Source organism: Mesorhizobium sp. GW821-FHT04C10, assembly GCF_059420305.1.
The window spans coordinates 5776952-5802978 of sequence record NZ_JBWKTL010000001.1 but is presented as its reverse complement, the minus strand read 5'-3'; the positions used below and the strand labels follow the sequence as shown (position 1 = coordinate 5802978).

Annotated in this window: 21 protein-coding genes; 7 read left to right on the top strand and 14 right to left on the bottom strand. The window is 63.4% G+C overall.

Going from position 1 to position 26027, the window contains the following annotated elements:
• Genes fhuB through AC07UC_RS28215 form a run of 3 tightly spaced genes read right to left on the bottom strand, consistent with a single transcriptional unit; the run spans position 1 to position 5094 of the window.
• Positions 1–2007: a Fe(3+)-hydroxamate ABC transporter permease FhuB gene (gene fhuB, locus AC07UC_RS28225; protein ID WP_494908120.1), complete on the bottom strand. Its 2007-nt coding sequence runs from the start codon at positions 2005–2007 to the stop codon at positions 1–3.
• Entirely contained in the window at positions 2004–2879 is an 876-nt protein-coding gene (locus tag AC07UC_RS28220; protein ID WP_494909001.1) for an iron-siderophore ABC transporter substrate-binding protein, read from the bottom strand. The genes fhuB and AC07UC_RS28220 overlap by 4 nt, the downstream gene beginning before the upstream one ends.
• A gap of 25 nt (positions 2880–2904) precedes the next feature.
• Positions 2905–5094: a TonB-dependent siderophore receptor gene (locus AC07UC_RS28215; protein WP_494908119.1), complete on the bottom strand. Its 2190-nt coding sequence runs from the start codon at positions 5092–5094 to the stop codon at positions 2905–2907.
• Positions 5095–5508: 414 nt separating this feature from the next.
• On the opposite strand from AC07UC_RS28215, the gene AC07UC_RS28210 reads away from it, so the two are divergent.
• Genes AC07UC_RS28210 through cuyB form a run of 3 tightly spaced genes read left to right on the top strand, consistent with a single transcriptional unit; the run spans position 5509 to position 8520 of the window.
• Positions 5509–6339: a substrate-binding periplasmic protein gene (locus AC07UC_RS28210; RefSeq protein ID WP_494908118.1), complete on the top strand. Its 831-nt coding sequence runs from the start codon at positions 5509–5511 to the stop codon at positions 6337–6339.
• Position 6340: 1 nt separating this feature from the next.
• A complete protein-coding gene (locus AC07UC_RS28205) occupies positions 6341–7708 on the top strand; it encodes a dicarboxylate/amino acid:cation symporter (RefSeq protein WP_202323467.1) in 1368 nt (455 codons plus the stop codon).
• Entirely contained in the window at positions 7705–8520 is an 816-nt protein-coding gene (gene cuyB, locus AC07UC_RS28200) for a cysteate racemase (protein WP_494908117.1), read from the top strand. The genes AC07UC_RS28205 and cuyB overlap by 4 nt, the downstream gene beginning before the upstream one ends.
• Positions 8521–8553: 33 nt before the next feature.
• Here the strand turns inward: cuyB and AC07UC_RS28195 are convergent, their stop codons facing one another.
• From AC07UC_RS28195 to AC07UC_RS28145, 11 genes are all read right to left on the bottom strand, one after another.
• The gene (locus AC07UC_RS28195) at positions 8554–9438 is read right to left on the bottom strand and encodes a helix-turn-helix domain-containing protein (RefSeq protein ID WP_494908116.1); all 885 of its coding nucleotides are present in this window, start codon (positions 9436–9438) and stop codon (positions 8554–8556) included.
• 133 nt (positions 9439–9571) lie between these two features.
• Positions 9572–10927, bottom strand: a complete 1356-nt coding sequence (locus AC07UC_RS28190; protein WP_494908115.1) for a glutamine synthetase family protein — start codon at positions 10925–10927, stop codon at positions 9572–9574.
• A 593-nt stretch (positions 10928–11520) separates the two neighbouring features.
• On the bottom strand, positions 11521–12219 hold the full coding sequence (locus AC07UC_RS28185) for a GntR family transcriptional regulator (protein WP_494908114.1): 699 nt from the start codon (positions 12217–12219) through the stop codon (positions 11521–11523).
• A gap of 158 nt (positions 12220–12377) precedes the next feature.
• Positions 12378–13163 carry an ABC transporter ATP-binding protein gene (locus AC07UC_RS28180; RefSeq protein ID WP_244735192.1) on the bottom strand — a complete coding sequence of 262 codons (786 nt, stop codon included), beginning with the start codon at positions 13161–13163 and terminating at the stop codon, positions 12378–12380.
• Position 13164: 1 nt separating this feature from the next.
• On the bottom strand, positions 13165–13968 hold the full coding sequence (locus tag AC07UC_RS28175) for an ABC transporter permease (RefSeq protein ID WP_140769217.1): 804 nt from the start codon (positions 13966–13968) through the stop codon (positions 13165–13167).
• Positions 13969–14090: 122 nt separating this feature from the next.
• A complete protein-coding gene (gene hisD, locus AC07UC_RS28170; RefSeq protein ID WP_494908113.1) occupies positions 14091–15464 on the bottom strand; it encodes a histidinol dehydrogenase in 1374 nt (457 codons plus the stop codon).
• A gap of 30 nt (positions 15465–15494) precedes the next feature.
• The gene (locus AC07UC_RS28165; protein ID WP_494908112.1) at positions 15495–16235 is read right to left on the bottom strand and encodes an SDR family NAD(P)-dependent oxidoreductase; all 741 of its coding nucleotides are present in this window, start codon (positions 16233–16235) and stop codon (positions 15495–15497) included.
• A gap of 22 nt (positions 16236–16257) precedes the next feature.
• Positions 16258–16971: an SDR family NAD(P)-dependent oxidoreductase gene (locus tag AC07UC_RS28160; protein ID WP_494908111.1), complete on the bottom strand. Its 714-nt coding sequence runs from the start codon at positions 16969–16971 to the stop codon at positions 16258–16260.
• Entirely contained in the window at positions 16968–17852 is an 885-nt protein-coding gene (locus AC07UC_RS28155; protein ID WP_494908110.1) for a polysaccharide deacetylase family protein, read from the bottom strand. The genes AC07UC_RS28160 and AC07UC_RS28155 overlap by 4 nt, the downstream gene beginning before the upstream one ends.
• Positions 17853–17916: 64 nt before the next feature.
• Positions 17917–18915, bottom strand: a complete 999-nt coding sequence (locus tag AC07UC_RS28150; protein ID WP_494908109.1) for an ABC transporter substrate-binding protein — start codon at positions 18913–18915, stop codon at positions 17917–17919.
• A gap of 41 nt (positions 18916–18956) precedes the next feature.
• Entirely contained in the window at positions 18957–21062 is a 2106-nt protein-coding gene (locus tag AC07UC_RS28145; protein ID WP_494908108.1) for a N,N-dimethylformamidase beta subunit family domain-containing protein, read from the bottom strand.
• 143 nt (positions 21063–21205) lie between these two features.
• Here AC07UC_RS28145 and AC07UC_RS28140 point away from each other — a divergent pair, with 143 nt between their 5' ends.
• The 4 genes from AC07UC_RS28140 to AC07UC_RS28125 all read left to right on the top strand — a co-directional run bounded on the left by AC07UC_RS28140 (position 21206) and on the right by AC07UC_RS28125 (position 25966).
• The gene (locus AC07UC_RS28140) at positions 21206–22027 is read left to right on the top strand and encodes a LuxR C-terminal-related transcriptional regulator (protein WP_244735191.1); all 822 of its coding nucleotides are present in this window, start codon (positions 21206–21208) and stop codon (positions 22025–22027) included.
• 230 nt (positions 22028–22257) lie between these two features.
• Complete coding sequence (gene ftsZ / locus AC07UC_RS28135; protein ID WP_494908107.1) at positions 22258–23295, top strand: cell division protein FtsZ; 1038 nt, start codon at positions 22258–22260, stop codon at positions 23293–23295.
• 205 nt (positions 23296–23500) lie between these two features.
• Positions 23501–24475 (top strand): sugar-binding transcriptional regulator, encoded by a 975-nt coding sequence (locus tag AC07UC_RS28130; protein WP_115143718.1) that lies wholly within the window; start codon positions 23501–23503, stop codon positions 24473–24475.
• A 45-nt stretch (positions 24476–24520) separates the two neighbouring features.
• On the top strand, positions 24521–25966 hold the full coding sequence (locus tag AC07UC_RS28125; RefSeq protein WP_494908106.1) for an ABC transporter substrate-binding protein: 1446 nt from the start codon (positions 24521–24523) through the stop codon (positions 25964–25966).
• Positions 25967–26027: the final 61 nt, after the last annotated feature.

Genomic DNA, 26027 nt, shown 5'->3' with positions numbered 1-26027 from the left:
TCAGCCTTGGCGCGGCACGCCCCTGGCAAGCAGGTAGACAAGATACGGGCCGCCGAGCAGTGAGGCGAACAGACCGGCAGGCAGTTCGTAGGGAAAGGCCGCCATGCGCGACAGCCAGTCCGAGACGATCATCAGCAAAGCGCCCAGAAGCATCGCGCCGACGAGGTGAAGCTGTGCGCGCGAAAAGCCGACGAGCCGGGCAAGATGCGGCGCGATCAGGCCGACGAAGCTCAACGGCCCGACGATCATCGCGGAGAGCGCGGTCAGCAGCGCGGCCACGATGATCAGCATCAACCGTCCGCCGACGACCGGCACGCCCAGGCCGCGCGCGGTGTCGGGCCTGAGCGGCAGGATGTCGAGCCAGCGCGCCGCGAGAAACAACGGCAGCGTCAGCGGCAACAGGCAGGCCAGCGCAATCGATGCGTCCAGCATGGTCGCCTGGCCGGTCGAGCCGCTCAGCCAGCGCAGCAGGACATAGGACTGCGCGTTGCCCATCGCGATCGTCGCGGTGATCACGGCGCTGCACAATGCGCTCATGGCGATGCCGGCGAGCAGCAATCGTTCCGCTCCGAATTTCGCTCGCGCGGCGATCGCGAGCATGGCGATCAGTGCCGCCAGCGAACCCAGGGCCGAGCCGGCGAGCTGCCAGCCAAGCCCGGCCGTGGCGCTGACCATCAGCACCGCTGTCAGGCCGGCGCCGGCGCCGGTGCCGACGCCGAGCACTTCCGGGCTCGCCAGCGGATTTCCAGTGACCCGTTGGATGACGACGCCCGCCGCGGCGAGCATGGCACCGGAGGCAGCCGCCACGCCGATCCGTGGCGCGCGCCAGGCCGTGAGATCGGCCAGCAAATCACCGCTGGCGAATGACCAGCCTGTGGGGCCGCGCCCGACGATGAGCGCCATCGCGACGGCAACAAGGGTGAGCACAGCCAAGAGCATGATGACGAGCCATGGTCGGTTGGCCTTGCGCGGCGCGGCATCGCTTGGGCCAAGATGCGGCCATTCGAACATGCGCAGCCTCGGCAACAGCCACAACAGCAACGGACCGCCGAGAAGCGCCGTGCCCGCACCGGTCGGAATGCGTTCGCCACCCGAACCGGCCGCCAGTTGCACCAGCCCATCCGTCAGCCACAGCAGGATGGCGCCGACCAGCGGTGCGGCGACCAACTTTTGTCGCAAGGTGCGTGCGCCGGAAAGTGCGGCGAGCGCGGGCGCGGCGAGACCGACGAAACCGATGACGCCGACTTCGGCTGTAACGGTCGTCGCCATCCAAACGGCAAGCGCGATGATGAGAAAGCGGCTGGTATGACGGGCAACGCCCAGACCACGCGCCGAGGCGTCGTCGAGGCCGAGGATGGTCAGCGGCCGCAGCAGCATCAGCGCCGCAACGGCCCCGGCCGCCAGCCTTGTCGTCAGCGCGACGGCCGGCCCCCAATCCTGCTGGACCAGCGATCCGCCGCCCCAGATGAACAGCGAGAAAAGGTATTCGCCATTGGCGAGGATCAGGGCGGCGCTGACCGAGCTGGCGGTCAGTGCCACCATCATTCCGGCCAGTACGACGGATACCGGCTCGAGCCCGCGCCGCCAGGTCAATGCCAGCACGAGCAGCACAGCCGCGGTGCCACCGGCAAACGCGACCAAACCCTGCGACCACCCCATCAGCAAGGGCGCGTAGAGCGAGGCTGTTGTCATGGCCAGTTGCGCACCGGCCGAAATGCCGAGCGTCGACGGCTCGGCCAGCGGGTTGCGCAGCACATGCTGCAGGAGGAGGCCGGACAGGCCGAGCACCGCGCCCGCCACCACCGCTACCACGGCGCGCGGCAACGTGCTGTAGAGGAGGATGATGCGATCAAGGTCGGCACCCTCCGCCGGCGGCATTGTAAGCCACTGCATCCCAACCCGCCATGCGAACAGGAAAGCGGCCGCCGCCGCCAGGGCACCCCACACGGCCAGGGGCGACAGGGCACGGCCGGCCCCCGCGTAACGGGTCGCGGCGCGGTCGGTCATGAAGCATGCCCCGCAAGCGCTGCCGTCGCGAGGCGCGCGAAGCGGCGTGCCGACGGCAGGCAGCCGAAATGATTGATCGGTTCCAGTACCGCGACGCGGTTCTGGCGGACTGCCGGCAGAGCGTTCCACAAGGCGTTCGTTGGAAGCGCGCGCCCGACATCCGCGGGCAGTGGCGAGACGATCAGGATCGACGCTTCGGGCACGCGGGCCAGCGCTTCCAGGCCGACGGGTGCGGCCGCGCTGTAGCTCGTCTCGTCGGTCCACGCATTTTCGACGCCGAGACGGGACAACACATCGCCGAACATGGCGTCGCGGCCGAAGGCGCGAAAATGCCTGCTATCGCCCAGGCTGATGACGAAGACCGGCTGCCCGGACGATGGCGGCAAGGTGGCGCGAAGTCTGGCGATTTCGGCTGATGCCTCGTCCACGCAACGCTTGGCCTGCGCCTGCCGGCCGAGCCTCTCGCCGAGGGCCAGCGTCGCTGCCTCGGCGAGCGCGTACGGTGGTACGCCGGCCTCGTAGACCGGTTGCGCGAACACAGGTGCGATGCGTTCGAGCATCGGGCGCTGGTACTCGTAGAAATTGGAGATGACGATCAGATCCGGGGCGATGATGCGCAGCAACTCGTAATTGGGGGCGCCACGCAGCCCGGCGTCGGTTACCGATTGAGGGACGGCCGGCTCGACCGCGATCTTGCGGAACTGGATCAACTCCGTCGCCGCCACCGGTTCGACGTCGAGCGCCAGCAACGTCTCAAGCATGCCCCAGTCGATCACGGCAATGCGTGTCGCCGCTGCCTTGGCGGTGGCCGGCGGCAGCAAGGCGGCGGCCGCCAGCGCAAGCACCTGCCGTCTGTTGGGCAGATGGATCATCGCCGGCGGGGTTGGCAAGTTGCGGCTACCACGTCGTGTGCATCTTCAGCTTGAACGAGCGGCCTTCGCCGTAGGAGCAGGTCAGCGTCGTCTGGCAACTGGAAACATAGGTCTTGTCGAAGAGGTTGGTGACGTTGAGATCGACTCCCCAATTCTCCTTCTCATAGCCGAGCTTCAGGTCGGCCAGTGTCACGGCCGGCACCTTCGCCGTGTTCTCATTGTCGGCCCACGAGGAGCCGAGATAGCGCAAACCGCCGCCGATCGAGATGCCGTCATACCAATCGCCGCGGAAGGTGTAGTCGGCCGAGGCGGAGGCCATGACCTCGGGCGCGATGAAAGGTGTCTTGCCGATCAACGCCGGATTGGCATCCTTGGTGATTTCGAGATCGTAGGCGGTGAATGCTCCTGTAACCCGGAAGTCATCGGTTACATTCACCTTGCCCTCAAGTTCGATGCCACGCGAACGCACTTCGCCGGTCTGCATCTGCGTGAAGAGAGTGACGTTCGAGGGAACGTTCTGGCGAGTGAGGTCAAAAAACGACAGGGTGAACAGCCCGTCGATGAAGGTCGGCACATACTTCACGCCGACTTCATACTGCGTGCCTTCCTCCGGCTTGAACAGATTGCCCAGCGCGTCAGTGCCGATGATCGGGTTGAAGAAGGTGGCGATGCTGGCATACGGGGTTACACCGTTGGCAAATTCATAGGCGATACCGGCGCGGCCGGAGAAATCGCCGACCGTGCTCGTCTGCGTGCTGGAACTTGCCGAGTAGTAGGTGGGCCGATTGTCGGCGTCGAGCCAGCCCCGGTCATAACGGCCATTCAATGTCACCAGCCAGCCATCGCCGAAGCGCAACTGGTCCTGCGCATAGAAGCCAAGCTGCTTCTGGGTCAGGTTCTGGTTGAGATAGCTGACGCGCGGCGTCAGCGGCGAACCGTAGACCGGGTGGAACGCGTCGATGGGGTTGTCATAGTTCTCATCATAGAGGCCGGACGACTGGACCTGGTCGATATTGTAATATTTGAAATCCAGGCCGGCGAGGATCGTATGTTCGATCGGACCCGTCGTCACCTTGCCTTCGACCTGGTTGTCGAGAAGGAAGGTCTTTGCCGTCGTGTCGTGGTCGAAATTGATGCGGGCGAGATCGGTAGGCCCTCCGATGGTTGACCAGCCGTTCGGGTAGACGCTGACCTCGTTGATATCTGCGGCGGTGAAGCGGGCGTTTGAGCGCACCGTCCACTCATTGTCGAAATCATGCTCGAATTCGTAACCGATCGAGCCCTGTTCACGCTTGTAGAGATCGATGCTCGGCTCGGTGAAATTCGCGTTGGGGTCGATGCGGCCGTAATTCACGCCGCCGACAATGTGGTCCGTCACCGTGCCGTCATAGGGCAGGAAGCTGCCGCCATTGTGGTTCTCGTCGATGTGGCTGTAGTTGGCCAGGATGGTCAGCGTGGTGGCTTCGTCCGGCTTCCAGGTGATGCTGGGAGAGATGAAGCCGCGCCAGCCATTCTGCAGGTCGCTGTAGGTATCGCCGCCGGCGACCTTGCCATTGATACGGTAGCTGACCGTGCCGTTGTTGGCCACGTCGCCAATGTCGAAGCCGAGATAGACATTGCCGGCATCGTTGACGCCGGTTTCGACATAGCGCTTGCGTTCGAACTCCGGTCGCTTGCTGACATAGTTGACCAGACCGCCGGGATTGCTGCCGCCATAGAGCACCGAGGCCGGGCCTTTCAGCACCTCGATGCGCTCGAGCCCGAAGCTGTCGACGTAGAAGCCGCCAAAACCATAGCTGAACAGCTGCAGGCCATCCATGTAGGTGCCGGTAGCCGTCGCCTGGAAACCGCGGATGAAGAGCCAGTTGGTATCGCTGTCGGGACCAAACGGCTGGGCGAAGACGCCGGCTGTGTAGCGCAGGGCCTCATCCGCCTTCTGCGCGCCCTGGTCGTCGATCTCCTGCCGGCCGACCACCGAGACGGACTGCGGGATCTCCTTGATGTCGGTCGCGGTCTTGGAACCGGTCCTGGTCTTCTTGGCGACGACACCGTTGACTGGGCCGGTGGCGCTGCCGCCGGCCTCGCCCTCGACCACCACCGGTTCAAGCTGGGTGCTGGCAGGCGCCGTTTGCGCGAAAGCGGCCATCGGCTGGATCATCGCGACGGCAGCGACGCCGCCCGCCAGAAGCGCCTTCATCCGGTAAAGTCTGCTCATCAGGAAAGCCCCGCCTGTCGTCGTTGAGATACTTGATCATTTACCTCAACTTATAGGCGGGTCATTGGACGGATTTGGGCGGCTTGTCCATTCTTGTCCAAACGAGGGACATCGCGGCGTCATGTTGCGGAAATGTCACGGCTGACCGCTGCTCCTCACCCATGCGCGGGGCGTTGGTCCAACCGACGATTTGAACCGGCGCGTCAGCCCGTGACTGCCCTCAAACGTGCAATGACGCGCCCACTTCGCGATCTTTATACATCAGGAAGTGCTTATATCACGCGATGTTGCGATACCTTGGCCACTATATAGAAAGATCACAATATAAAATACACGCTTACTTAACCTCCGCGTGCATACTGCGAGCCGGGAAGACTTGTTTGTCTTGCTCTCCTGCACGAATTGAGAATGTGCATGTCGGTTACGCGTCGTACGCTGCTTATGGCCGGAAGCGGTGGGTTGCTGATCTCGCAGGCTCTGGCGGCCGGCACCCAGGCGCAGAACGCCCCAAAGCCGGTCGCGAGCGGCGATCCGTTGCGTATCGCGATGCCGGCCTTCGCCTCCAATCCATTCTTCCCGGCCGACGGGCAGGGCGACAATGGCATAGACATGGAACTGGCCAACGGCATCGCCGCGCAGCTTGGCGTGGAGCCGGTGTTCGACCGGTCCGCCGTAACGTTCGACGCCATGGTGAACCTGGTGAGTTCAGGTCAGGCGGACCTGGCGATCGGCAAACTCAGCCGGACGCTCCAGCGCGGTCGGTCGATCGTCTATTCCCGGCCCTATGCCATGCTGCGCCAGGGGCTGATTGCCAACCGTCTCAACCTGGCGCGCATGGCGCAAGGCAAGCCGCCCGAGCAGATCGTCCGCGACTTCTCGGGTGATCTCGGCGTGATCGAGGGCTCCTCATTCGCCACCTATGCGCCGACAACCTTCCCGCACGCACAGATCCGCCGCTTCGCCAGCTGGGATTTGATCATCGATGCGATCCGCAACGGGACGATCGACATGGCGTATCGCGACGATTTCGAGATCAAGAAGCTGATGGTCGACGATCCTTCGATGACGGTCGTTGCGCGCTCGATCACGCTGACGGACAAGGTCGACACCATCGCCGTCGGCGTGCGGCCGGACAATCCGCATCTCGCGGCCTTTGTCGACCTCTATCTCGATCTCGCCCGGGGTCAGCAGGTTCTCAACACGGACGAGATCATCGCCCGCTATCGCTTGGGGAGCAAAGCCTGACATGGCCATCTCCGACGTAGCCGGACCCACGCCTTTCGATTGGCGCCTCGCGGCAAGGCGCATATTGCGCTCGCCCGTGACGACGCTTGCGATGATCGGGGCAGGGATCCTGTGCGGTCTCTACTATCCGGCCTTTGCCCACGCGATCAGCCCTGCCGCACAAATCTACCTGAATTTCCTCAAGATGGTCGTCCTGCCCTATTTGGTCTCGTCGGTCATCTTCTCCATCACGGCGATGGTCCAGGATCCCAAATCGGTCCGTTACCTGGGCAAGGTGGGCATGGCCGTCCTGGTCGTGTCGTTCCTGGGCGTTCTGGTGAGCGGCACCTTGTCGCTGATCCTGCAGCCGGGCCAGATCGAGAACCCTCAGTCGCGCATCGAGCTTGGCGAGTTCATCAATTCGCAGGGCAGCGTTTCCACCGATCTCGCCTTCCCGTTCCAGCCGCCATCCAATGAGGGTGCCGACGGCGGGCATTCGATCCTGCTCGATCTGGTGCCGAACAACGTCTTCAACGCGCTGGCCTCGGGCCAGACCATCCAGGTCCTGCTGTTCTGCCTGCTCTTCGGGCTCGCGATGGGGAAGATCCCGCAGCCCTCGTCCATGAGCCTGACTCAGGCGCTCAACGCGGTCTACCGGGCCTGTACGGTCCTCACCAACTGGTTCATCTGGGGGCTGCCCTTTGCAACCTTCATCCTGATCGCGGACCAGACCGCGTCGACCGGAACCAAGCCGCTCATGCTGATGGGCGGTTACCTGCTGGTTATGGGGCTTTCCTGCCTCGTATTCCTCGCCGGCGCATTTGCCGTCATCGCCATCCGCTCACGACGAAGCTACTGGACCACGATCAAGACCTGCCAGCCACTTCTCATGGTAGCCATCACCACGCGTTCCACGGTCGCCTCGCTGCCGTGGGTCATCAATCTGTTGACCGAACGCCTGCGGTTCAACCTGGTGGTCGTCGAACTGCTCGTACCGCTGCAGGCGGCATTGCTGCGCGTCGGCCCGGCGCTGCTCTACACCTCGGGTACCCTGTTCATCGCTCAGCTTTACGGCCACCCGCTCGGCGTGCCGGACCTCGTGCTCGTCGGCGTCGCCTCCGCGCTTCTCGCGCTCACGACCGGCGGCATGGGCAGCCTGCTCATCCTGTCCCAGATGTCCATCGTTTGCGGCTACCTGAAGCTTCCCTTCGAAGCGGCGTTCGCCCTGTTCGTCGCTGTGGATGCGGCGGTGGATACGTTCATGACACTGGCCAGCGTTTGCACCGTCGCGGCGAGCACGGCGATGATCGCTCCCAGCCACAGGGAAATGGAGGTGACGCAGCCTGTCGAAACCGCCTCGGAACAGCTCGAAGCAGAGCCCGTCCGATGATCGACGACAGTATCCGTCCCCAGCTCGGTATCATCGGTGGTCTCGGGCCGCTTGCTTCGGCTGACTTCTATTTCAAGCTGACCCGGATGACCCAGGCGCTCAGGGACAGCGAACATGTGCCTGCCGTCATCCTCAGCGTACCGCAACTGCCAGACAGGACCGAAGCGATCCTCGGCAACCATGACGGACCGCTGGCGCCTCTGAAGGCCGCGGTCTCGACGCTCAATGCGCTCGGCGTTGCCTGCATCGCGATGCCGTGCAACACCGCCCATCATTGGTACGACCAACTGACGGCGAATTCGCAGGCGGAGATCATCCATATAGGCGCCGCCGTGGTGGCGCAAACGCGTCGTAGCCTGGACCGGGGCCGGGTTGCGATTCTCGCCACCCAAGGCACGCTGGTCTCGGGCTTCTATCAGGACAGGATGTCGGCGGCGGGATTTGAGCTCTGCCTTCCCGCAAACCCGGAGTTTCAGGAGCGCGTCGACAGCGCGATCAGCCTGGTCAAGGCCGGTTCGATCGCGGATGCCGCGATCGAGACAGAGCGCGCGCTTGATATCGCGCAAGCGGCTAGCGCGGATGCCGCTCTTCTCGGCTGCACCGAACTGTCGGTGGTGGCCGCCAGCCTCAACGATGTCAGTGGATTGGTTGTCATCGACAGCAATGCGGCCTTGGCGCGAGCCTGCCTGACACGGTTGGGTTTCGGTGCACAGGACGCTCGGGGCCTGCCGACCGTATCGCGGCTGCCGGGACATGACCGATCGCTGCACGCCAGCTTGATCACGCTAGCCCAGCCGTGTTCGCGCCTGTAGGGATCGGTGCTCGATTCCGTGAAAGCGGAAATGTCACTGGTTGTCGGCGCTCTTCATCCAGACGCCGGGCGTCACCCCGACAACCGCCTTGAACACGCGTGTCAGATGCGCCTGGTCGAAGAAGCCGGTCGCCTCGGCGATGTCGGCAAGCGAGGCCGCATCACGCGCCATCATCGCCTTGGCCCTGTCGACCCGCGCCTGCATCTGCCAGCGGTGCGGCGGCACGCCCGTTGCCGCCTTGAAGGCATGGCTCATCGCGGTCTCGGACAAGCCGGTCAGCGCGGCGAGATCGGCGAGCCGGATCCTGTCCAGGCAGTGCGCGTCGATGTAGTCGGTGACGAGACGCAGCTTGCGGCGCGACAGCGGCGAGCGACGCCTGACGGCACCTGGCGGATCGATCTGGAACAGGCTCGCGAACAACGCATTAAGCAAGCCCTCGCCATAGAGATCGTGCAGAGGCTGCTCGCTGCCGCATTCGGCGGCGATCAGCCCGGCCAGCATCGCGATCCGCTCGTCGCGGAACTGGAAGCGCGACATCTGCAAGGCTTCGCGGTCGAGGCTGCGGCCGAAGCGGCGCGTCAGCGTCGCCACGTCGAAATGCAGATCGAGATGCCTGATGCGGCGCAAGCCCTCGACCCGGCCACGGATCGGCACGCCGGCCGGAATATAGGCCATGGAGAGGGCCCTGTCGTGGCGGGATAGTTCGCCCTTGGCGCCTTCGACGAAGAAGGCGCCGTCGCCATCCACGTCGAACGCGACAAACAGCCGGGGATCGGGAGAGACATAGTAACCCCCGGCCCGGTCAGCGCACGCGACATCCCAGAGGTCGGCAACCGCGCCGTCCCAAAGGTGCCATTTCAGGTCGCCGATGACGGAGAAGCCCTCGATCCGGCTTTCCATGCGCGCAACGAAGGTCAAGTCCTGTTTGTCTCCGGGCATAATACATGACAAAAAATATCATGTTTTATGCCCGATTGACGCCTGCGCCGCAAGCCCCTTGCGTCACTGCCGCCCGAAGGTCGTCCGCGCCGATGCCGATGGTCAGTTGTGTCTAAACGCTTTCGAGATAGGTCTCGATCTCGAAGTCGCTGACATTGAGGGCAAAGGTGTTCAACTCCTGGCGTTTGCACGCGACGAAGGAGTCGCGCAGGATCGCCGGGAAGATTTCCGCCACATGCGTTCCGCTTTCGAAGGTGGCGATCGCGGAGGCCCAGTCCGGCGGCAGCTTGGCTGGTGCTGCGCCTTGTCCGTCGTTCCCGGTCGGCTCGCCCGGCGACATCTGTCTTTCGATGCCGATCAGGGCCGCGCCCAATATCGCGGCAAGCACCAGATAGGGATTGGCGTCCGCTCCCGACACGCGATGCTCGATACGGCGCGCCCCGGTCGGGCCGCCGGGAATGCGGATCGCGACCATGCGGTTCTCGTAGCCCCAGGCGACCGCGGTCGGTGCGTAGGAGCGCGGGCGAAGCCTGCGGTAGGAATTGAAGTGCGGCGCGAACACCAAAGTGCTCTCGGCCATCGCGGCCAGCAGACCGCCGACCGCGTGACGCATGATTTCGGAACCCTGATCGGTGCCGTCGTCGAACACATTGCGGCCTTCGGCGTCGACAAGGCTGAAATGGACGTGAAAGCCGTTGCCGGCCCGGTCGCCATAGGGTTTCGCCATGAAGCAGGCGGCAAAGCCGTGCTTGCGGGCAATGCCCTTCACCGTGCGCTTGAACAGCACGGCGTCGTCAGCGGCCCGCAATGCGTCGGCGACATGGTTGAGGTTGATCTCGAACTGACCGACGCCGTTTTCGGCAATCGCCGTGTCGACCGGAATGCCTTGCGCCCGGCAGGCCTCGTAGACGTCATGGATGAAAGCTTCGAAATCGTCGATCTCGTCGATCGACAATGCCGCATCGGAATCGAGACGCCGTCCGGTGACCGGCGAGACAGGTCCGACCGGCCGTTGCGACTGCGGATCGACCAGATAGAATTCAAGTTCCGTCGCCGCGACTGGGGTCAGGCCAAGCGCCTTGTAGCGGTCGAGGATACGGGCCAGCGCTCGCCGGGGATCACCGAGATAGGGCGCGCCGCTCTCGTCGGCGAGCCAGAGCGGGACAAGCGCCGTCGGATGCGCGGTCCAATCCACCGGCAGGATGCCGCGTCCCGTCCATTGGCAAAGGCCGTCGGCATCGCCGGTCGAGAAAACCAGTGTGTTGCCTTCGATGTCTTCGCCCCAGATGTCGAGCCCGATCAGCGAGTAGGGCATGCGCAGCTTGCCTTCAAGCGCCTTGCGGGCCTGCTCGACGGGTATGCGTTTTCCCCGCATGACGCCGTTGAGGTCGCACACCGCCGCCCTCAGGCTCTGGATGTCGTTTCTGCTTTCAAGCCAACTCAGAACGTCCGCAATTGCATCGCTCAATTTTAAAACCTCTGGTTTTAGAAGGTGCCCCAAGCCGTGCCGGCTGCGCTATCCCTGGTAAAAATGCTTGTGAGTTTTCGGAAAAAATATCCGGCCGCTGCCGGGTATTTTTCCTTATTTTTTCAATTCACTAGCTGGGATGTCGGGAGGCATTTCAAAACCAATTGCGCGATCTGCGATCGCAACATAGAGGCAAGAGGGTGGAAAGCCAAGGGGCATTCGAGCTGCGACGTCGGCCCCCAACTCTTGGGCGGATGCCCTGGTCCCCCGGCGACGAAGTCTTGACGGGTCCCTTGCGTTGATGGACCGCACACCTTGGCGATTGGCGGAGACATCGATGATTTCGTCATCCACGGGCGGAGCAAGGAGCGAAGCGACGCAGCGCAGACCCCTGGAGCTGCTCCGCAGCCCAAGGGATCCATGCCGCGACTTCAATGCGTTGCTACGGTGCAGGATTCTGCTCCGCTGCGCTTCACGGTGAAGGTCCCGGCATGGATCCTAGGGTCTCCGCGACGGAGCTGCGCTCCTGCTTCGCCGTAGGATGACGAAGTTGGTGGTTCCAGGAACGATAGGCGCCTGTCAGGAGCACAATCCTAGCCTCTCACGTCCGGAAATCTGGCCTGCCGCAGGATGTGCGCGGCGCCTTCGTCGATGTCGCGCACGATGGCCGTACGGGCGCGCTGGGCGTCCTGGGCTTCGATCGCCGCGACGACTTCCTCGTGATAGTCGATATCGAGGATCAGGGAGAGATCGTCCTCGAACCCCATGGCGAGATTCCTGAGGAAGGGGCCAACCTGCATCCACACGGTCTCGACCAGGAAGATCAACTGCTCGTTGCCGCAATGACGATAAATCGAGAATTTGAAAGCGTAGTTCTTCCTGAGATAGTCACCGATATCGCCCTTGCGCGCCGCCAGGGTCAATTCCGTGCAATGGCGGCGGATCGTCCTCAGATTGTTGCCGTTGATGAGCTTTGTCGCGAGCTCCGTCGCCGAGCCTTCGAGGATTGTGCGCACGGCGGTCAATTGCGAGAACCGGTCGGCGGAGATCACCGGCACCTCGACGCTGCCGTTCGGCATCGGGCTCAGCGCCCGCAGCGCCTGCAGCCGCATGAAGGCGCTGCGCACCGGCATGTCGCTGGTGCCGAGTTCCTTGGCGAGCTTGCGCGACGTCAGCTTCTGCCCGGGCGTGAACTGACCGGACATCAGGGCCCGCACAAGCTCCAGATAGACCTTCTCATGCAGGGGTACGGTGTCGACCGCGCTCAACCCGAATTGTGTTCTGTCGGCCATTGGCGGGGGCGCTACTTCATTCGTTCTGAAATCTACCCTAACGGCAACAGCCGCAGACAATCCGATCGGGCCGGGCATGGCGGGACGCCGAAGCCGGCAATCTATCGGCGCATAGTAGACGCCTCAATCGTTGCGCGGCAAGCCGTGTAGCATGACGTTCAATCGAACTCGGCGCGGCGGGTCTCTTCGCGAATGGATTTGAGCACTTGCGCCTGAAGTTCGAGGACGTCGCGGTCATGCTGAATGCCGGTCGGTCTCGGCCTGACGGAAGGCACAGTGATGCACTCCTTGATGCGACCAGGGTTGAGGCCCATGACGAAGATGCGATCGGACAGATAGACCGCCTCCTCGACATCGTGGGTGACGAAGATCACGGTCAGGCGATGCTCCTGCCAGATCTGCATCAGCAATTCCTGCATCTGGCCACGGGTGAGCGCGTCGAGCGCGCCGAAAGGCTCATCCATCAGAAGCATCTTCGGCCGGTAGGAGAGGGCGCGCGCAATGGCGACCCTTTGCTTCATGCCGCCGGAAAGCTGGCTCGGAAAGCTGTCGGCAAAACGCGAAAGCTTCACCAGGTCGAGATGCTGACGCGCCACCTCGGGGATGTCCTTGGCATCATGCCCGGTCTCGCGCAGTGCGAATTCGACATTCTGCAGTGCCGTCAGCCATGGCAGCAAGGTGTAGGACTGGAAGACGACGCCACGGTCGCGGCCTGGTCCGTTGATCGGGCTGCCGTCGACCAGCATCTCGCCTTGTTCATAGTCCTGCAGGCCGGCGATGATCGACAGCAGCGTGCTCTTGCCGCAACCCGACGCGCCGACCAGCGAAACGAACTCGTTGTCACCGACTTCGAGGTTGATGTCGTCAAGCACCTTGATCGTCGAACGTCCGTTCGTGAACGACTTTTGCAGATGCGAGATCTTCAGCTTGGGATGCGCCTGCATGTCAGGACTTCCTCTCATATTTGAAGAAATGCCGACCGAGGAAACGCATGATCTGGTCCGTCGCCAGGCCCAGTATGCCGAGCACCAGTATGTATCCGATCGCCATGTCGGTCTGCAGGTAGCGCTGGGCAACTGTGATCCGGTAGCCGAGCCCCGAATTGGCGGCGACCAGTTCGGCCAGCGTCACCCAGGTCCATGCCCAGCCCAGCGAAATGCGCAGCGTGTCCCAGATCTGCGGCATCGCCGAGGGCACGACAATGCGCATCAGCACACGCAAATCGCTCATTCCCAGTGTCCGCCCGAAGCCGATGAAGTCTGTGGGAACGCGCTTGATGTTGTCCTTGAACATCAGTGCTTGCTGGAAATAGGTGCCGATCCAGATGATCAGGAACTTCTGGATGTCGCCGGTGCCGCTCCACAGGATGGTCAGCGGCACGAACGCCACGACCGGCATGTAGCGGACAAAGTCGAGGAACGGTTCGATCGCCGCCTCCCAGAAGCGGTAGGCGCCGATCAGGATGGCCGTCGCCAGCGCCATCACCGAGGCAATGAGGAAGCCGATCATGATGCGGTAGACGCTGTTGCCGACATCGCTGGCCAGCGTTCCATCGGCGGCCAGCTTTCCAAGCTTGGCAACGACGGCGGCGGGCGAGGGCAGGAAGATCGGTTTCGCCACGCCAAGCCCGGTCGCCAGGAACCAGGCGGCGATGAAGAGCAGGAAGGCGCAGACGGCAATGAAGAGATAGGTCGAGCCGGAAATCTCCGCCGCCATGCTCAGCAACGGTTTGCGCTGGGGGCGTTGCATGGTCTGCTTCGGGACGGCTGTGTCGGTCTGTAGGGTCATCGTGATCTCGCTAGAGCAATTCCAGGAAAAGTGTGAAACGGTTTTCCGTCCGGAGTTGCGTCAAAACAAAGAGTTAGAGCAGTTCACCGTTTCACGGAAACGGTGAACTGCTCTAACTCGCCGGTGGCGGGGCTGCTGTTCGACAGGATGCGGTCGCGGATCTCCGAGACCGAATTCGCATGCGCCATGAAGCCCTCATATTGGGCGAAGGTGCGCGCCGCCGGAGCCAGCCTTTGATAGGCCGCCTGGGACAAATAGGCGATCGATGAGCGCTTCATGAAATCGAAGACGGCGAGCGGCGAGGCGGTGTTGGCGCGCCCGCCCGTGGGCAGGACGTGGCTCGGTCCAAGCACGAAGTTTGCGATCGGAATTGCCGAATGCGGACCGAGCAGGATCTCACCGGCGTTCCGGATCCTCGGCAGCAGGTCGAAGGCCGATGTCGACAGCACGGCCAGATGCTCGGCCGCGTAGTCGTTGATGAAGTCGAAAGCCGCTTCGATCGAAGGCGCCAGCACGATGCCGCCATTCCTGCCGTTCAGCACGGTGCGGGAAAAATCGGCGCGGTACTCTCCCATTGCCTCCCAGAACTGCGGCACCGCGGCGGCGATGGCTTCCGCCAGGGCGCGATCGGTCGTCACGACAAAGGCGGATGAGTCAGGGCCATGCTCCGATTCAACCGTCAGCTCCAATGCGGCAAGTGCCGCTGGAACCGAGCTGTCGGCATAGACCAGCAACTCGCTCGGACCGGCCGGGCTGCCCGGATCGATCCGGTTCGACAGAAGCTGGCGTGCCGCGCTGACCCATGGACTGCCGGGGCCGACGATCTTGGCGCATTTCGGCACGGTCTCGGTGCCATAGGCAACCGCCGCCACCGCCTGGGCGCCGCCGCAGAGATAGATGTCCTCGATGCCGATCAAGGAGGCGATGAAGCGCGTGGCGGCGTCGGCCGAACCGTCCGGCCCGGGCGGCGTCACGATGACCACCCTAGGCACGCCGGCTACCTTGGCAGGCACGGCGGTCATGATCGCGCTCGACGGGAAGAAGCCCTTGCCGCGCGGCACGTAGCAGGCGACGGAATCGATCGACGTCCAGCGGTCGCCGATTAGCGCGCCTTCGGTTTCCTCGCTCAGCCAGAGATTGTCGGGCATTTGCGCCTCATGGAAGCGCCTCACCTGCGCCACCGAGAGCCGGATCGCCGCGACGATCTCGGGATCGAGTTCCTTCTCGGCGCCGACGATCTGGCTCGCGGACACTTTCAGCGTCGTGCGGTCCAGCGTCACGCCGTCAAACTTGGCGGCAAGCTCGATCAGGGCATCGTCACCCCTGGTCCGCACGGCGGCGATGATCGGCTCGACCTTGCTGATCGTGTCGGTGAGATCGGCCTCGGTCCGCTCGAGCAGGCGTGTGCGCGCCTCTGAGGACATGTTGGCCAGGTCGTGGATTGCTACAGGTGACATTCTATTTCCTTCGTGCTGTCGAAACGCCCCTCACGGGGCGACGCGCGCGGCCAGCCAGCCGCCGTCGATGTTCAGGATATGGCCGGTGATGAACTGGGCGTCAGGGCCGCACAGGAACAGGATGCCGCCGGCGACATCCTCGGCCGTGCCGACGCGCCGGATCGGCGTGGTTTCTATCATGGCGCGCCGGTACCAGGCGTCCGAAGCGATCCGCTCGGCGACGATCGGCGTGTTGATGACGCCGGGCGCCACGGCGTTGACGCGGATCCCGTCGGCCGACAGGTCGGCGGACAGCTGGCGCGTCAGTTGCGATAGTGCGCCCTTGGACGCGGCATAGGGAGCGGTGTTGGGAAATCCGATCTCGCCGAACACCGAGCAGACATTGACGATGCAGCCGCCCGGCCTCGCCAGATGCGGGAGCATGTCGCGTGTCAGCCGCATCGCCGCGCGCACGTTGATGCCCATGACATGGTCGATCAATGCGTCGCTGCTGTCGGCAAGCGCCTTCGGCCCGGCGACACCGGCATTGTTGATCAGCATGTCGACGGTTCCGAACCGCGCCTTGGCGGCAGCTATGATGCGCGCCGGGGCATCGTCCTCGGCGAGATCGATCGTCAGTTTCGGTTCCGCGCAATCCGCCAGATAGTCCGCGTTCCAGTCGACCGAAAGCACATCCGCGCCTTCGGCCTGCAGCCGCCTGGCCGTGGCCAGGCCGATGCCGTTGCCGGCGCCGGTCACCACGGCGGTCTTTCCCTGAAATCGCCTTTCCATTGCCAGTCCTTCCCAGGCTGATCTAGATCGTCTGCCCGCCATCGATCGTGAATTCGGAGCCGGTGATGTACTCGCTACCGGGCGACGCCAGGAACGCGACGAGATGCGCGATTTCCTCTGGCCTCGCCAACCGGTTGAGCGGCACCGAGGCAGCCATCTTGGTCAGGTTTTCGGCCGTGTTCTCGCCAAGCATCGTCGTGTCGACAAGGCCCGGATGCACCGCGTTGACGCGGATGTTGCGGCCGGCAAGTTCGCGCGCCGCGACCTTGGTCATGCCGCGGATCGCCCATTTCGAGGTCGAATAGGCGAAGGCGCCGCTGAACCCCCTCAACCCACCCGTCGAGCAGACATTGACGATCGAACCGCCCTGCGCCGGCATCAGCGCCGCGGCGGCGCGCATGCCGAGGAACGTACCAAGCTGGTTGACGTCGGTAACGGCCTGGAAACCGGCAACGCTTTCTTCCAGGAAGGGCACCGGATTGAAGATGGCGGCATTGTTGACCAGCGCATTGAGATGACCGAACCGCTCGGAAACCATATCGGAAATGGCAGTCCAATCGGCTTCATCAGCGACATCGAAGGAGGCTGACAGGATCTGGCCGGCGCCGGTGGCCTGTTCGCTCACGCCGGTGAACGACCGGTCGAGCGCGATCACGGTCGCGCCTGACGAGGCGAACAGCGTCGCGATCGCCGCGCCGATCCCGCCGGCGGCCCCTGTCACGATTGCCGTCTTCATCTGGCCAACCTGTTGTCGCCGGCATCCACGGGCAGGGAAGGCGAACGCCCCTTGCGCCAGTGCCGCACGTAGTCCTGGCAAGTCGTGAAGCCGGCGCGCTCATGCGAGGCGACATGGCGGATGAATTCTTCCAGCATCAGCAGCCTGTGGCCGCGTCCCATGATCTGCGGGTGCATGGTCACCACCATCACGCCGCTGCCGATCCGCTGGTAGAGGAAGTCGAACTCGGCTTTCCAGATCTCAAGCGCCGTCGACGGTGCGCGACCGCCTGGCAGATAGCCCTTGTCGGTCGCCAGGAATTCGAATTGTGGGAAATCGTCGAGATGCCAGGCGACAGGCATTTCGACGAGCTCGACCGGCAGGCCGAAGCGGAATTCTTCCGTGGTCGACCACGCGTCACCGATCCGGCACCAGTACGGTTCGTGGTCGTTGCCCATCATCGAGCTCTCGTATTCGAAGCCGAATTCGAGCAGCAGTTCGACGGTGGACGGGCTATTGTCCCAGGCCGGCGACCGGTAGCCGGAGGGCCGGACGCCGGCGACCTTGTCCAGTGCTTCCAGGCCTCTCAGCAGGACGGTGCGCTCTTCCTCGCGCGTCAGCAGCACGGGGTTCTCATGGACCCAGCCATGATGGCCGATCTCGTGGCCGCCATCGCGAAAGGCGCGCACCACCGGCGGGAAGGCCAGCGCCGAATGGCCAGGCACGAAGAAGGTTGCCGGGATGCCGGCCTGCTCCAGCACGTTGAGGATGCGGCGCGCGCCGATCGGATCGAACTCGCCGCGCGAGAGCATGCTCGGCGACGTCGCCCGATGGCTGCCGATCCATGTCGAATAGCCATCGAAATCGAACGTCAAGGCCACTTGAACGGCGGTGCTGGTCATGTCTTGATTTCTTCCCGCCATTGGCGGGCGAGCCGCATTGGCTCGCCCGCCGGTCTGGCAACGCTTACTTCGAATGCGCCACGGTAGGGTCGATGGCTGCGTCGTAGGCGATATCCTTGTCGATCAGCTTGGCGGCGATCGCCGCCTTGACGATGCCGGGATAGGTGTCGGACTTGAACACGCCGTTCAGTGCCTTCTGGCTTTCGCTGACCGAATAATACGACACGCCGTCGAAGGCCGTCGCGAGGTCCGCCGGTTCGGCGCCGACGCCCTTGGCGATGATCGCGCGGCCTTCCTCGGTGTGGGCGCGGTAATATTCGAGTGCCTGGTCCCAGCTCTTCAGCATGGCCTGCACCTGGCCCGGCTTCTTCTTCAGCGTCTCCTCCGGCACGGAAAGCACGTCGCTGATCAAGCCCGGCGCCTCGCCGGCCTCGGCCAGCACCTTGATGTTCTTGTCGGCGCCGATAGCGGCCGAAATATACGGCTCATAGGTCACGGCCGCCGGCACGGTGCCGGAAATGATCGCCGTGCCGGCGCTGGCGGCCGGCATAGGCAGGACGTTGACGTCGTCGATGGTCATGCCGTTCTTCTGCAGCACGTAGTTCAGCAGCAGGTCGCTGGTCGAGCCGCGCTCGAAGGCAACCTGCTTGCCCTTGAGATCGGCCACGGTCTTGATGTCGCTGTTGACCAGGATGGCATCGGCCTTGGTGCTGGCATCGAGAAGCAGCACGCCCTTGATCGGAATGCCTGCCTGCACCTTGGCCAGCAGCTGCTGGATGGACTCATTGTCGCCGTCGACCTGACCGGCGGCAACCGCCGCGCCCATGTCCTTGTCTTCGACGAAATTGGTCAGCTCGACGCCTTCCAGCCCGTTGGCTTTGAAGAAGCCCTTTTCCTGGGCGATGTACCACATGCCGTAGCCGAGCCAGGGCGATATCGCGAGCTTGAACACGCCCGGTTCGACCGGCAGGTCCTGTGCCATTGCCGTTTGTGTCGCGAACGGCATTGCCGTGGCGAATGCCAACAGGGCGACCGCCCCGATGAAATGTTTTCTCAATCCCATGATCCTGGTCCTTGTTCCCAAAGTGTGATGTTGAACAGTCGCTATGCCGTCGAACCCGATCGGGCGGCGGGTTGGCCCCCGCTCTGTTGCTGTCGGTCAGGGTTCGTCCGGCTCTTTGCCGCCGCCAGATGCGTCAGCAAATTCTTCGTGATCCTGCCAACGTCGTTCATGGCATCGCCTGTCGGCAACGCGCCGCACCAGGCGACCGAACTCGCGCAAAAGATCAGACCGCCCGAAGGCAGATGGCGCAGCGTCATCTCCGCGCAGCGCCGCGATGCGCGTTCCTCGGCGCCGCCCTCGTACCAGCGTGTCGCGTCATGGACGAAGCTGTCCGGAAAGCCGGTTGCGCGCGCAATGACTGTCGTATCGGGAGAGGTGCCGAGATGCGGATCGGTGGCATCGACCTCGTAGCCCGCCGCGCCGCCAAGCACGATGCCCTCGTCGCCGAAGGTCTCGTTGGTGACGCCCTCGAACAGCCATGCCGCGGAAACCTCATAGCTTTCCGGCGTGCGCGTGAAAGGCCGTGCACCATCGAAACCCATCAGCGAGATGGCGACACCAGTCAGGGAGAATTCGCCACGTCCGCTGGCGCGAAGATGGCCGCCCGGCTGGTTGGTGATCGACAGCGACTGTTCGGCGATCGGGCCGTCCCAGGTCCGGCCCGCCTCGAGCGGCGAACGGCGCAGCTCCATCAGATCGTCCTGGAATGCCACCTTGCCGGCAAAACCATTGCCGCCGAGATAGGCGATGGCGCCGCCTGTCGCGGCGAACTGGCGCAGCGCATGTTCCATCTCGACCGACATGTATTCGGGATGGCTGCCGGTGATGACCGCTTGATAATCCTGCAAACCCCCAACGCCCCGCTCATGCAGGTCGCGATCGGTGATGAGATCGAAGGCGATGCCGTTATTGTGGCAGAAGCGCAGAAAATGCAGGTCGACCGGCAGATTGTGCGGGCAGCCGCATAGCGGGTAATTGTAGTCGTCGCGTAGCGTCGCCTTCGGCTTTTTGTAGGAAGCGATCGACACGCCGCTGAGGTCGCTGTGATAGTCGTAGAGCGACTTCAGATTGTTATCGATCGCGAAGCGATGGCCACGATCCTCGCACATCCATTCGTAGAGATGCGCCGGCAGGAATTCATCCGCATAGGCGAGATAGGTGGCCGTCGGCACCAGGAACAGCAGCGGCGCACGGCGCACGGACGAGGTGATGAAGAAGACGATGCGCTCCGCGCCTTCGTCATGGCCGACCTCGAAGGCATAGACGCCCGCGGGAGCCTCGTCGGGAACATGCAGATGGTACGAGGCCGGCCACTGCAACGAGCCCATGTCGTCGTCATGGCAATGCACCGCGTCGTAATGCGACGGCACCAGCCGGGGGTCGAAACTTGATCCATCCCAGCGCCGCGAGGTCATGCAGAATGCCGGCTGGTTGACGGTTTCCAGCAAGAGGACGCTGTCTCCGCCGGCCGAGGCGATCGGGCCGCTCGGCAGCAAGGTGGGGAACGTCCAGGCAATGTGTCCGGTCGCGGTCTGCAGCGCGATCGCCGAGAACTTGGCATTCAGCGTTTTGACATCGTTCGCCGCACCGGCGCCGAAGACCATGTCGCCGGTGGGAGACCAGGGCCGATCGAATTGACGATGCAGGCGATAGGGCGACAAGAGGTCGTCCGAGCCGATCTTCAGGATCGTCGCGTTGCCATCGGACGAAATCTCGACCGTCAGCCAGGTGTTTGCCGGCAAGGCCTCGCCGACTTCCTGCGGCTTGCCGTCATAGGTTGATGTCAGGCGCCCGTCCTGCAACCCAAGGCGCAGATTTCCGCATTCGAAGAGCACGCGGGCGCCGTCATTTCGGGTCAAATACACTTCGAAGGCGACGCCGCTGATCTCGGTGGCCTTGGCCAGTTCCGTTGCCGCGATCCTAGGGAAGGACCCATGGTCGAAGTCGCGATGCGACGCGGCATTTCCTGTCGGTTCGACACGCCAGTCCATGAACTCGGCCGTGGGCGTATCGAGCCGCACGATCCGCACGTCGCGCACCGGCCGGGACGAGGAGACATGAAGCGCCACGGGCGCTCCGGCCGCTATATGCCAGGGAACCGTATAGCCCGAAACGGCCATGGCGCCATGATCGACGGGGCGTTTCATCGCGGCAAAGATCCGCGCCGCGACCCCGGCCTGTGGGCTCTCTTGAATGGCATGCTGGACAATTCTCTCGTACCCCTGTTTTTTTTGATTTACACTACGAGCATCGTTTCTTGGGGGTATATACCCCCATTGGGGTATGATTGGTGACAAAGTCCATCTTTGAAGGCCTGGCGCTGGCCATCGATGCGATCGGCAAGCGCGAGTTCTATCCGGCTGTTACCGAGTATCTGCGGCGCTGCCTGAGCTACGACAATGTCATCGTCATCGTTTTCTCGGGTACCGCTGTGCCCAACGTGCTCTACAAGAAGATCTATGGTCCCGATGTGTTTCGCTATCTCGCCGAACAATATCTGCCGGCCGCCTATCTGCTTGATCCGATCTATCATTTTCACCTGAGGCGTGGCGCGCCTGGGCTCTATCGTCTTCTCGACGTGGCGCCTGACCAGTTTCGCCGCAGCCGCTATTTCAAGTGGTATTACGGCCGGATCGGCATCACCGACGAAATATCGGTCGTGCTGCCGATCGGCGAGAATGCCACCATCACCATTTCGATGGGCAAGGACGGTTCTTCCGGCCAGGCTTTCGCGGCCAAGGCCGAGGACTGCCTGCGCGCGCATGAGCCGGCGATCATGTCGCTGCTGCGTGCGCATTGGGTTGCGTCCGAAGCCCCGCCCGCGGTCGCTCCGCGCCCGATGTCGATCACCGACAGCCTGATCGCGGCGATGCGCACGCATCACAATGTGCTGTTGAGCAAGCGCCAGGCCGAAGTGGCGCTCCTCATTTTGCAGGGGCACTCCTCGCCATCGATCGGTTTGAACCTCGGCGTCAGCCCGCAGACGGTGAAGGTTTTCCGCAAGCAGCTCTACAACAAATGCAGCCTGTCATCGCAGGCGGAGCTGTTCGCGCTGATGATGCCGATCCTGGAGCGGGCGACCAGCCAGGTTCCGGAGCGCAAGGCGTCCTGAAGAAGGCCGGATCACGGGTCGATCGCCCCGGATCGGACAGCCGGTCGCACGAGGTCGGCCCTTTCATCACAAATCTTGAGCTTGCCCGCACTTGCACGTCCGGCCGCTCTCTGGCTTTTTGGGGTACCCATCCGAACGGACTGATTCGCGTCATGCCGCTCGATTGCAATGTCTTGCAGGCAATCCGCGGGTGGGTCGTGAAGCGCGCAATTGGCGAAGGAGAAGCAGGCATGGCCGAGTTCAAGAAGCCGGAAATCTCCGAGATGAGACCCAAGATCACCGTTATCGGCGTCGGCGGCGGCGGTGGCAACGCCATCAACAACATGATCGCGGAACAGCTTCAGGGAACCGAATTCATAGCCGCCAACACCGATGCCCAGGCGCTGACCATGTCGAAGGCGACGCGGCTGATCCAGCTTGGCGCGCATGTCACCGAAGGCCTTGGCGCCGGCTCGCTGCCCGAGATCGGCCGCGCCGCGGCCGAGGAATCGCTCGACGAGATCATGGATCATCTGGCCGGCACGCATATGTGCTTCGTCACCGCCGGCATGGGTGGCGGCACCGGCACCGGCGCAGCCCCGGTCATCGCGCAGGCGGCGCGCAAGGCCGGCATCCTGACGGTCGGCGTCGTCACCAAGCCCTTCACCTTCGAGGGCAGGCGCCGCATGCAGATGGCCGAGGAGGGCATCGAGCGGCTGCGCGAAGCCGCCGACACGGTGATCGTCATCCCCAACCAGAACCTGTTCCGGATCGCCGATGCCAAGACCACCTTCGCCGACGCCTTCGTGATTGCCGACCGGGTGCTTTATTCCGGCGTCAGCTGCATCACCGACCTGATCGTCAAGGAAGGCCTGATCAATCTCGACTTCGCCGACGTCAAATCGGTCATGCGCGGCATGGGCCGCGCCATGATGGGAACCGGCGAGGCGTCAGGCGAAAGCCGGGCGATGAAGGCGGCCGAAGCCGCAATCGCCAACCCGCTGCTCGACGAAGTGTCGATGAAGGGCGCCAAGGGCGTGCTGGTGTCGATATCGGGCGGCCGCGACATGACCCTGTTCGAGGTCGACGAGGCCGCCACCCGCATCCGCGAAGAGGTCTATGAGGACGCCGACATCATCGTCGGCGCCATCTTCGACAAGAGCATGGAAGGCCGCTTCAGGGTTTCGGTGGTGGCAACCGGTCTCGACAGGGCGATCGCCGATGCCGATGCCGGTGTCGGCGTCGCGCATGACCATTCCATGCCGTCCGCCGCAAGGATCTTGCAGTAGACCTTTTTTCCTTCGAATTGACCGGCCACTAGGCAGGCGGCCTGCGAAGTAACGCAGGCGCGGCGCGCTCGGGCGCTCCCCGTATCCTCGGACGGCCAAGAGCCGTTTTGAACCTCCGTACACGACGGGGGAAGGCTGGCGCTTGACTCTGATCGAGCCTTGTGAAAAATTTTGCAGCAGTTGATAAAAATATCAAAGGGCGGAAATGGTAGGGTTCGGTAACGGCCTCCTGCGCGACGACGAAACCAGCATGGCGACGCGCGCCGCGTGGCTTCACTATGCCGGCGGCCTTACCCAGTCCGAGGTCGCCAAGCGGCTGGGGCTGACCAGCCTTAAGGCTCACCGGCTCATCACCAAGGCCAACCAGGAAGGGCTGGTGAAGGTCTATATCGACGGCGAAGTCTCCGAATGCGTCGAGCTCGAGGACGAACTGTCCCGCCGCTACGGGCTCGATTATTGCGAGGTGGTTCCGGACTTCGATTCCGAGGATCTGCCGCTCAAGGCGCTCGGCATTGCCGGCGCGCAGTTCCTCAAGCGCGAGATCGAGCGCGGCGAGGAGGCGCTGATCGGTGTCGGCCATGGCCGCACGCTGGCCGCCTGCGTGGAGTATCTGCCGCGCACCTCCACCGACAAGATCCGCTTCGTCTCGTTGCTTGGCGGCCTGACGCGGAAATTCTCGGCCAACCCGCACGACGTCATTCACCGCCTGGCCGAACGCACCGGCGCCGAAGCCTATGTGATGCCGGTGCCGATGTTCGCCAACACCGCCGAGGACCGGACCGTTCTGCTCGGACAGAAGGGCATCAGCGAGGTTTTCGATCTCGCGCGGTCCGCCGACCTCTTGTTCGCCGGCATCGGCACCGCCGAGCGCGAGGCATCGCTGGTTGCCACCGGCATGATCGAAAAGGGCGAGATGGAGGAGATCCGCCGCAATGGCGGCGTCGGCGAATTGCTCGGTCATTTCTTCGATGAAGCCGGCAAGGCGGTGGCGACCACCGTTTCCAACCGGGCGCTGGCGCTGACGCGCGAGGACATAGCCAGCCGCCGGATCGTCGCCGTCGCCGGCGGCAAGATCAAGGTTCGCGCCATCAAGTCGGTGCTCGAAGGCCGCTATCTCAAGGGCCTGATAACAGACGAGCGGACGGCGCGATCGCTCGTGGAGGAGACGCCGGTCGGGTAGCCGGCATCAGTTTGGTTGAAACTACCCTGTGGAGGAGAAGACGAAATGCATGAGAAAGAGAAAGACCTCATAGACGCCTTCCTGCGTGGACAGGTCGACCGTCGCGGACTGATCAAGGGCCTGGGTGCGATGGGCCTTGCCGCCAGCACCGCCGGCACGCTGCTCAATCTGGGGCAGACCCGCGCACTTGCCGCCGATTTCGATTGGCAGGCGCACAAGGGCAAGACCATCAAGCTCCTGCTCAACAAGCATCCCTATGCCGATGCGATGATCGCCGACCTCGAGAACTTCAAGAAACTGACCGGCATGAACGTCGTCTATGACGTGTTTCCCGAAGACGTCTATTTCGACAAGGTCACGGCAGCACTTTCGGCAAGCTCGCCCGAATACGATGCCTTCATGACCGGGGCCTACATGACCTGGACCTATGGTCCTGCAGGCTGGATCACCGACCTCAACGAATGGATCAAGGACCCGGCCAAGACCAACCCGAACTATGCCTGGGACGATATCCTGCCGGGCGTGAAGTCGTCCTGCGCCTGGAACGGCAAGCCGGGCGGTGCGCTGGGTTCCGAAGACGCCAAGCAGTGGTGCATTCCGTGGGCTTTCGAACAGAACAACATCACCTACAACAAGGGCATGTTCGACAAGGCCGGCGTCGGCGTTCCCGGCAATATGGATGAGATGATCACCACCGCTGCCAAGCTGCAGAAGGATATTGGCGGCGGGGTCTACGGCATAGGCGTTCGTGGCTCGCGCTCCTGGGCGACGATCCATCCGGGCTTCCTGTCGGCTTACTCGAACTTCAACGAGAAGGACCTGACTGTTTCCGCCGATGGCAAGCTCGCGGCCGCGATGAACACGGCCGGCTCCAAGGCCTTCCATGCCAAATGGGTGCAGATGATCCAGGAGAGCGGCCCCAAGGACTGGTCGACCTACACCTGGTATCAGGTCGGCACCGACCTTGGCGCCGGCGCCTCGGCGATGATCTTCGACGCCGACTGCCTCGGCTACTTCATGAATGGCGGCGACAACAAGATGGCCGGCAAGCTTGCCTATGCCGCCTTCACCGCCAATCCTGAGGCCAAGGCCTCCACGCCCAACATCTGGATCTGGTCGCTGGCGATGTCCAACTTCTCGAAGGACAAGGACGCGACCTGGTACTTCCTGCAATGGGCCTCGGGTCCCGAGCACGGGCTGTTCGGCGCCACCAAGATGGATTTCGTCGATCCGGTTCGCCAGTCGGTCTGGAAGGACGAAATGTTCCGCGAGAAGCTGAACAAGAGCTATCCGGGTTACGTCGAGATGTTCGACGCCTCGGCCGCCGGTGCCTCGATCAAGTTCACGGCGCAGCCGCTGTTCTTCGACCTCACCACCGAATGGGCGGCGACGCTGCAGAAGATGGTGGCCAAGGAAGTGCCGGTCGACGAGGGCCTCGACAAGCTTGCCGAAAGCATCAACGGCCAGCTCAAGGAAGCCGGTCTCGGCTAGGCCGGACCCGGAGACTGGCCTGCTCCGGCAGGCCAGTCCTGCCCTACCATTTCAGGACTGC

Coding starts and splice junctions, on each gene's coding strand:
- fhuB (WP_494908120.1), bottom strand. CDS start 2,007: ATGACCGACCGCGCCGCGACCCGTTACGCGGGGGCCGGCCGTGCCCTG.
- AC07UC_RS28220 (WP_494909001.1), bottom strand. CDS start 2,879: ATGATCCATCTGCCCAACAGACGGCAGGTGCTTGCGCTGGCGGCCGCC.
- AC07UC_RS28215 (WP_494908119.1), bottom strand. CDS start 5,094: ATGAGCAGACTTTACCGGATGAAGGCGCTTCTGGCGGGCGGCGTCGCT.
- AC07UC_RS28210 (WP_494908118.1), top strand. CDS start 5,509: ATGTCGGTTACGCGTCGTACGCTGCTTATGGCCGGAAGCGGTGGGTTG.
- AC07UC_RS28205 (WP_202323467.1), top strand. CDS start 6,341: ATGGCCATCTCCGACGTAGCCGGACCCACGCCTTTCGATTGGCGCCTC.
- cuyB (WP_494908117.1), top strand. CDS start 7,705: ATGATCGACGACAGTATCCGTCCCCAGCTCGGTATCATCGGTGGTCTC.
- AC07UC_RS28185 (WP_494908114.1), bottom strand. CDS start 12,219: ATGGCCGACAGAACACAATTCGGGTTGAGCGCGGTCGACACCGTACCC.
- AC07UC_RS28180 (WP_244735192.1), bottom strand. CDS start 13,163: ATGCAGGCGCATCCCAAGCTGAAGATCTCGCATCTGCAAAAGTCGTTC.
- AC07UC_RS28175 (WP_140769217.1), bottom strand. CDS start 13,968: ATGCAACGCCCCCAGCGCAAACCGTTGCTGAGCATGGCGGCGGAGATT.
- hisD (WP_494908113.1), bottom strand. CDS start 15,464: ATGTCACCTGTAGCAATCCACGACCTGGCCAACATGTCCTCAGAGGCG.
- AC07UC_RS28165 (WP_494908112.1), bottom strand. CDS start 16,235: ATGGAAAGGCGATTTCAGGGAAAGACCGCCGTGGTGACCGGCGCCGGC.
- AC07UC_RS28160 (WP_494908111.1), bottom strand. CDS start 16,971: ATGAAGACGGCAATCGTGACAGGGGCCGCCGGCGGGATCGGCGCGGCG.
- AC07UC_RS28155 (WP_494908110.1), bottom strand. CDS start 17,852: ATGACCAGCACCGCCGTTCAAGTGGCCTTGACGTTCGATTTCGATGGC.
- AC07UC_RS28150 (WP_494908109.1), bottom strand. CDS start 18,915: ATGGGATTGAGAAAACATTTCATCGGGGCGGTCGCCCTGTTGGCATTC.
- AC07UC_RS28145 (WP_494908108.1), bottom strand. CDS start 21,062: ATGAAACGCCCCGTCGATCATGGCGCCATGGCCGTTTCGGGCTATACG.
- ftsZ (WP_494908107.1), top strand. CDS start 22,258: ATGGCCGAGTTCAAGAAGCCGGAAATCTCCGAGATGAGACCCAAGATC.
- AC07UC_RS28130 (WP_115143718.1), top strand. CDS start 23,501: ATGGTAGGGTTCGGTAACGGCCTCCTGCGCGACGACGAAACCAGCATG.
- AC07UC_RS28125 (WP_494908106.1), top strand. CDS start 24,521: ATGCATGAGAAAGAGAAAGACCTCATAGACGCCTTCCTGCGTGGACAG.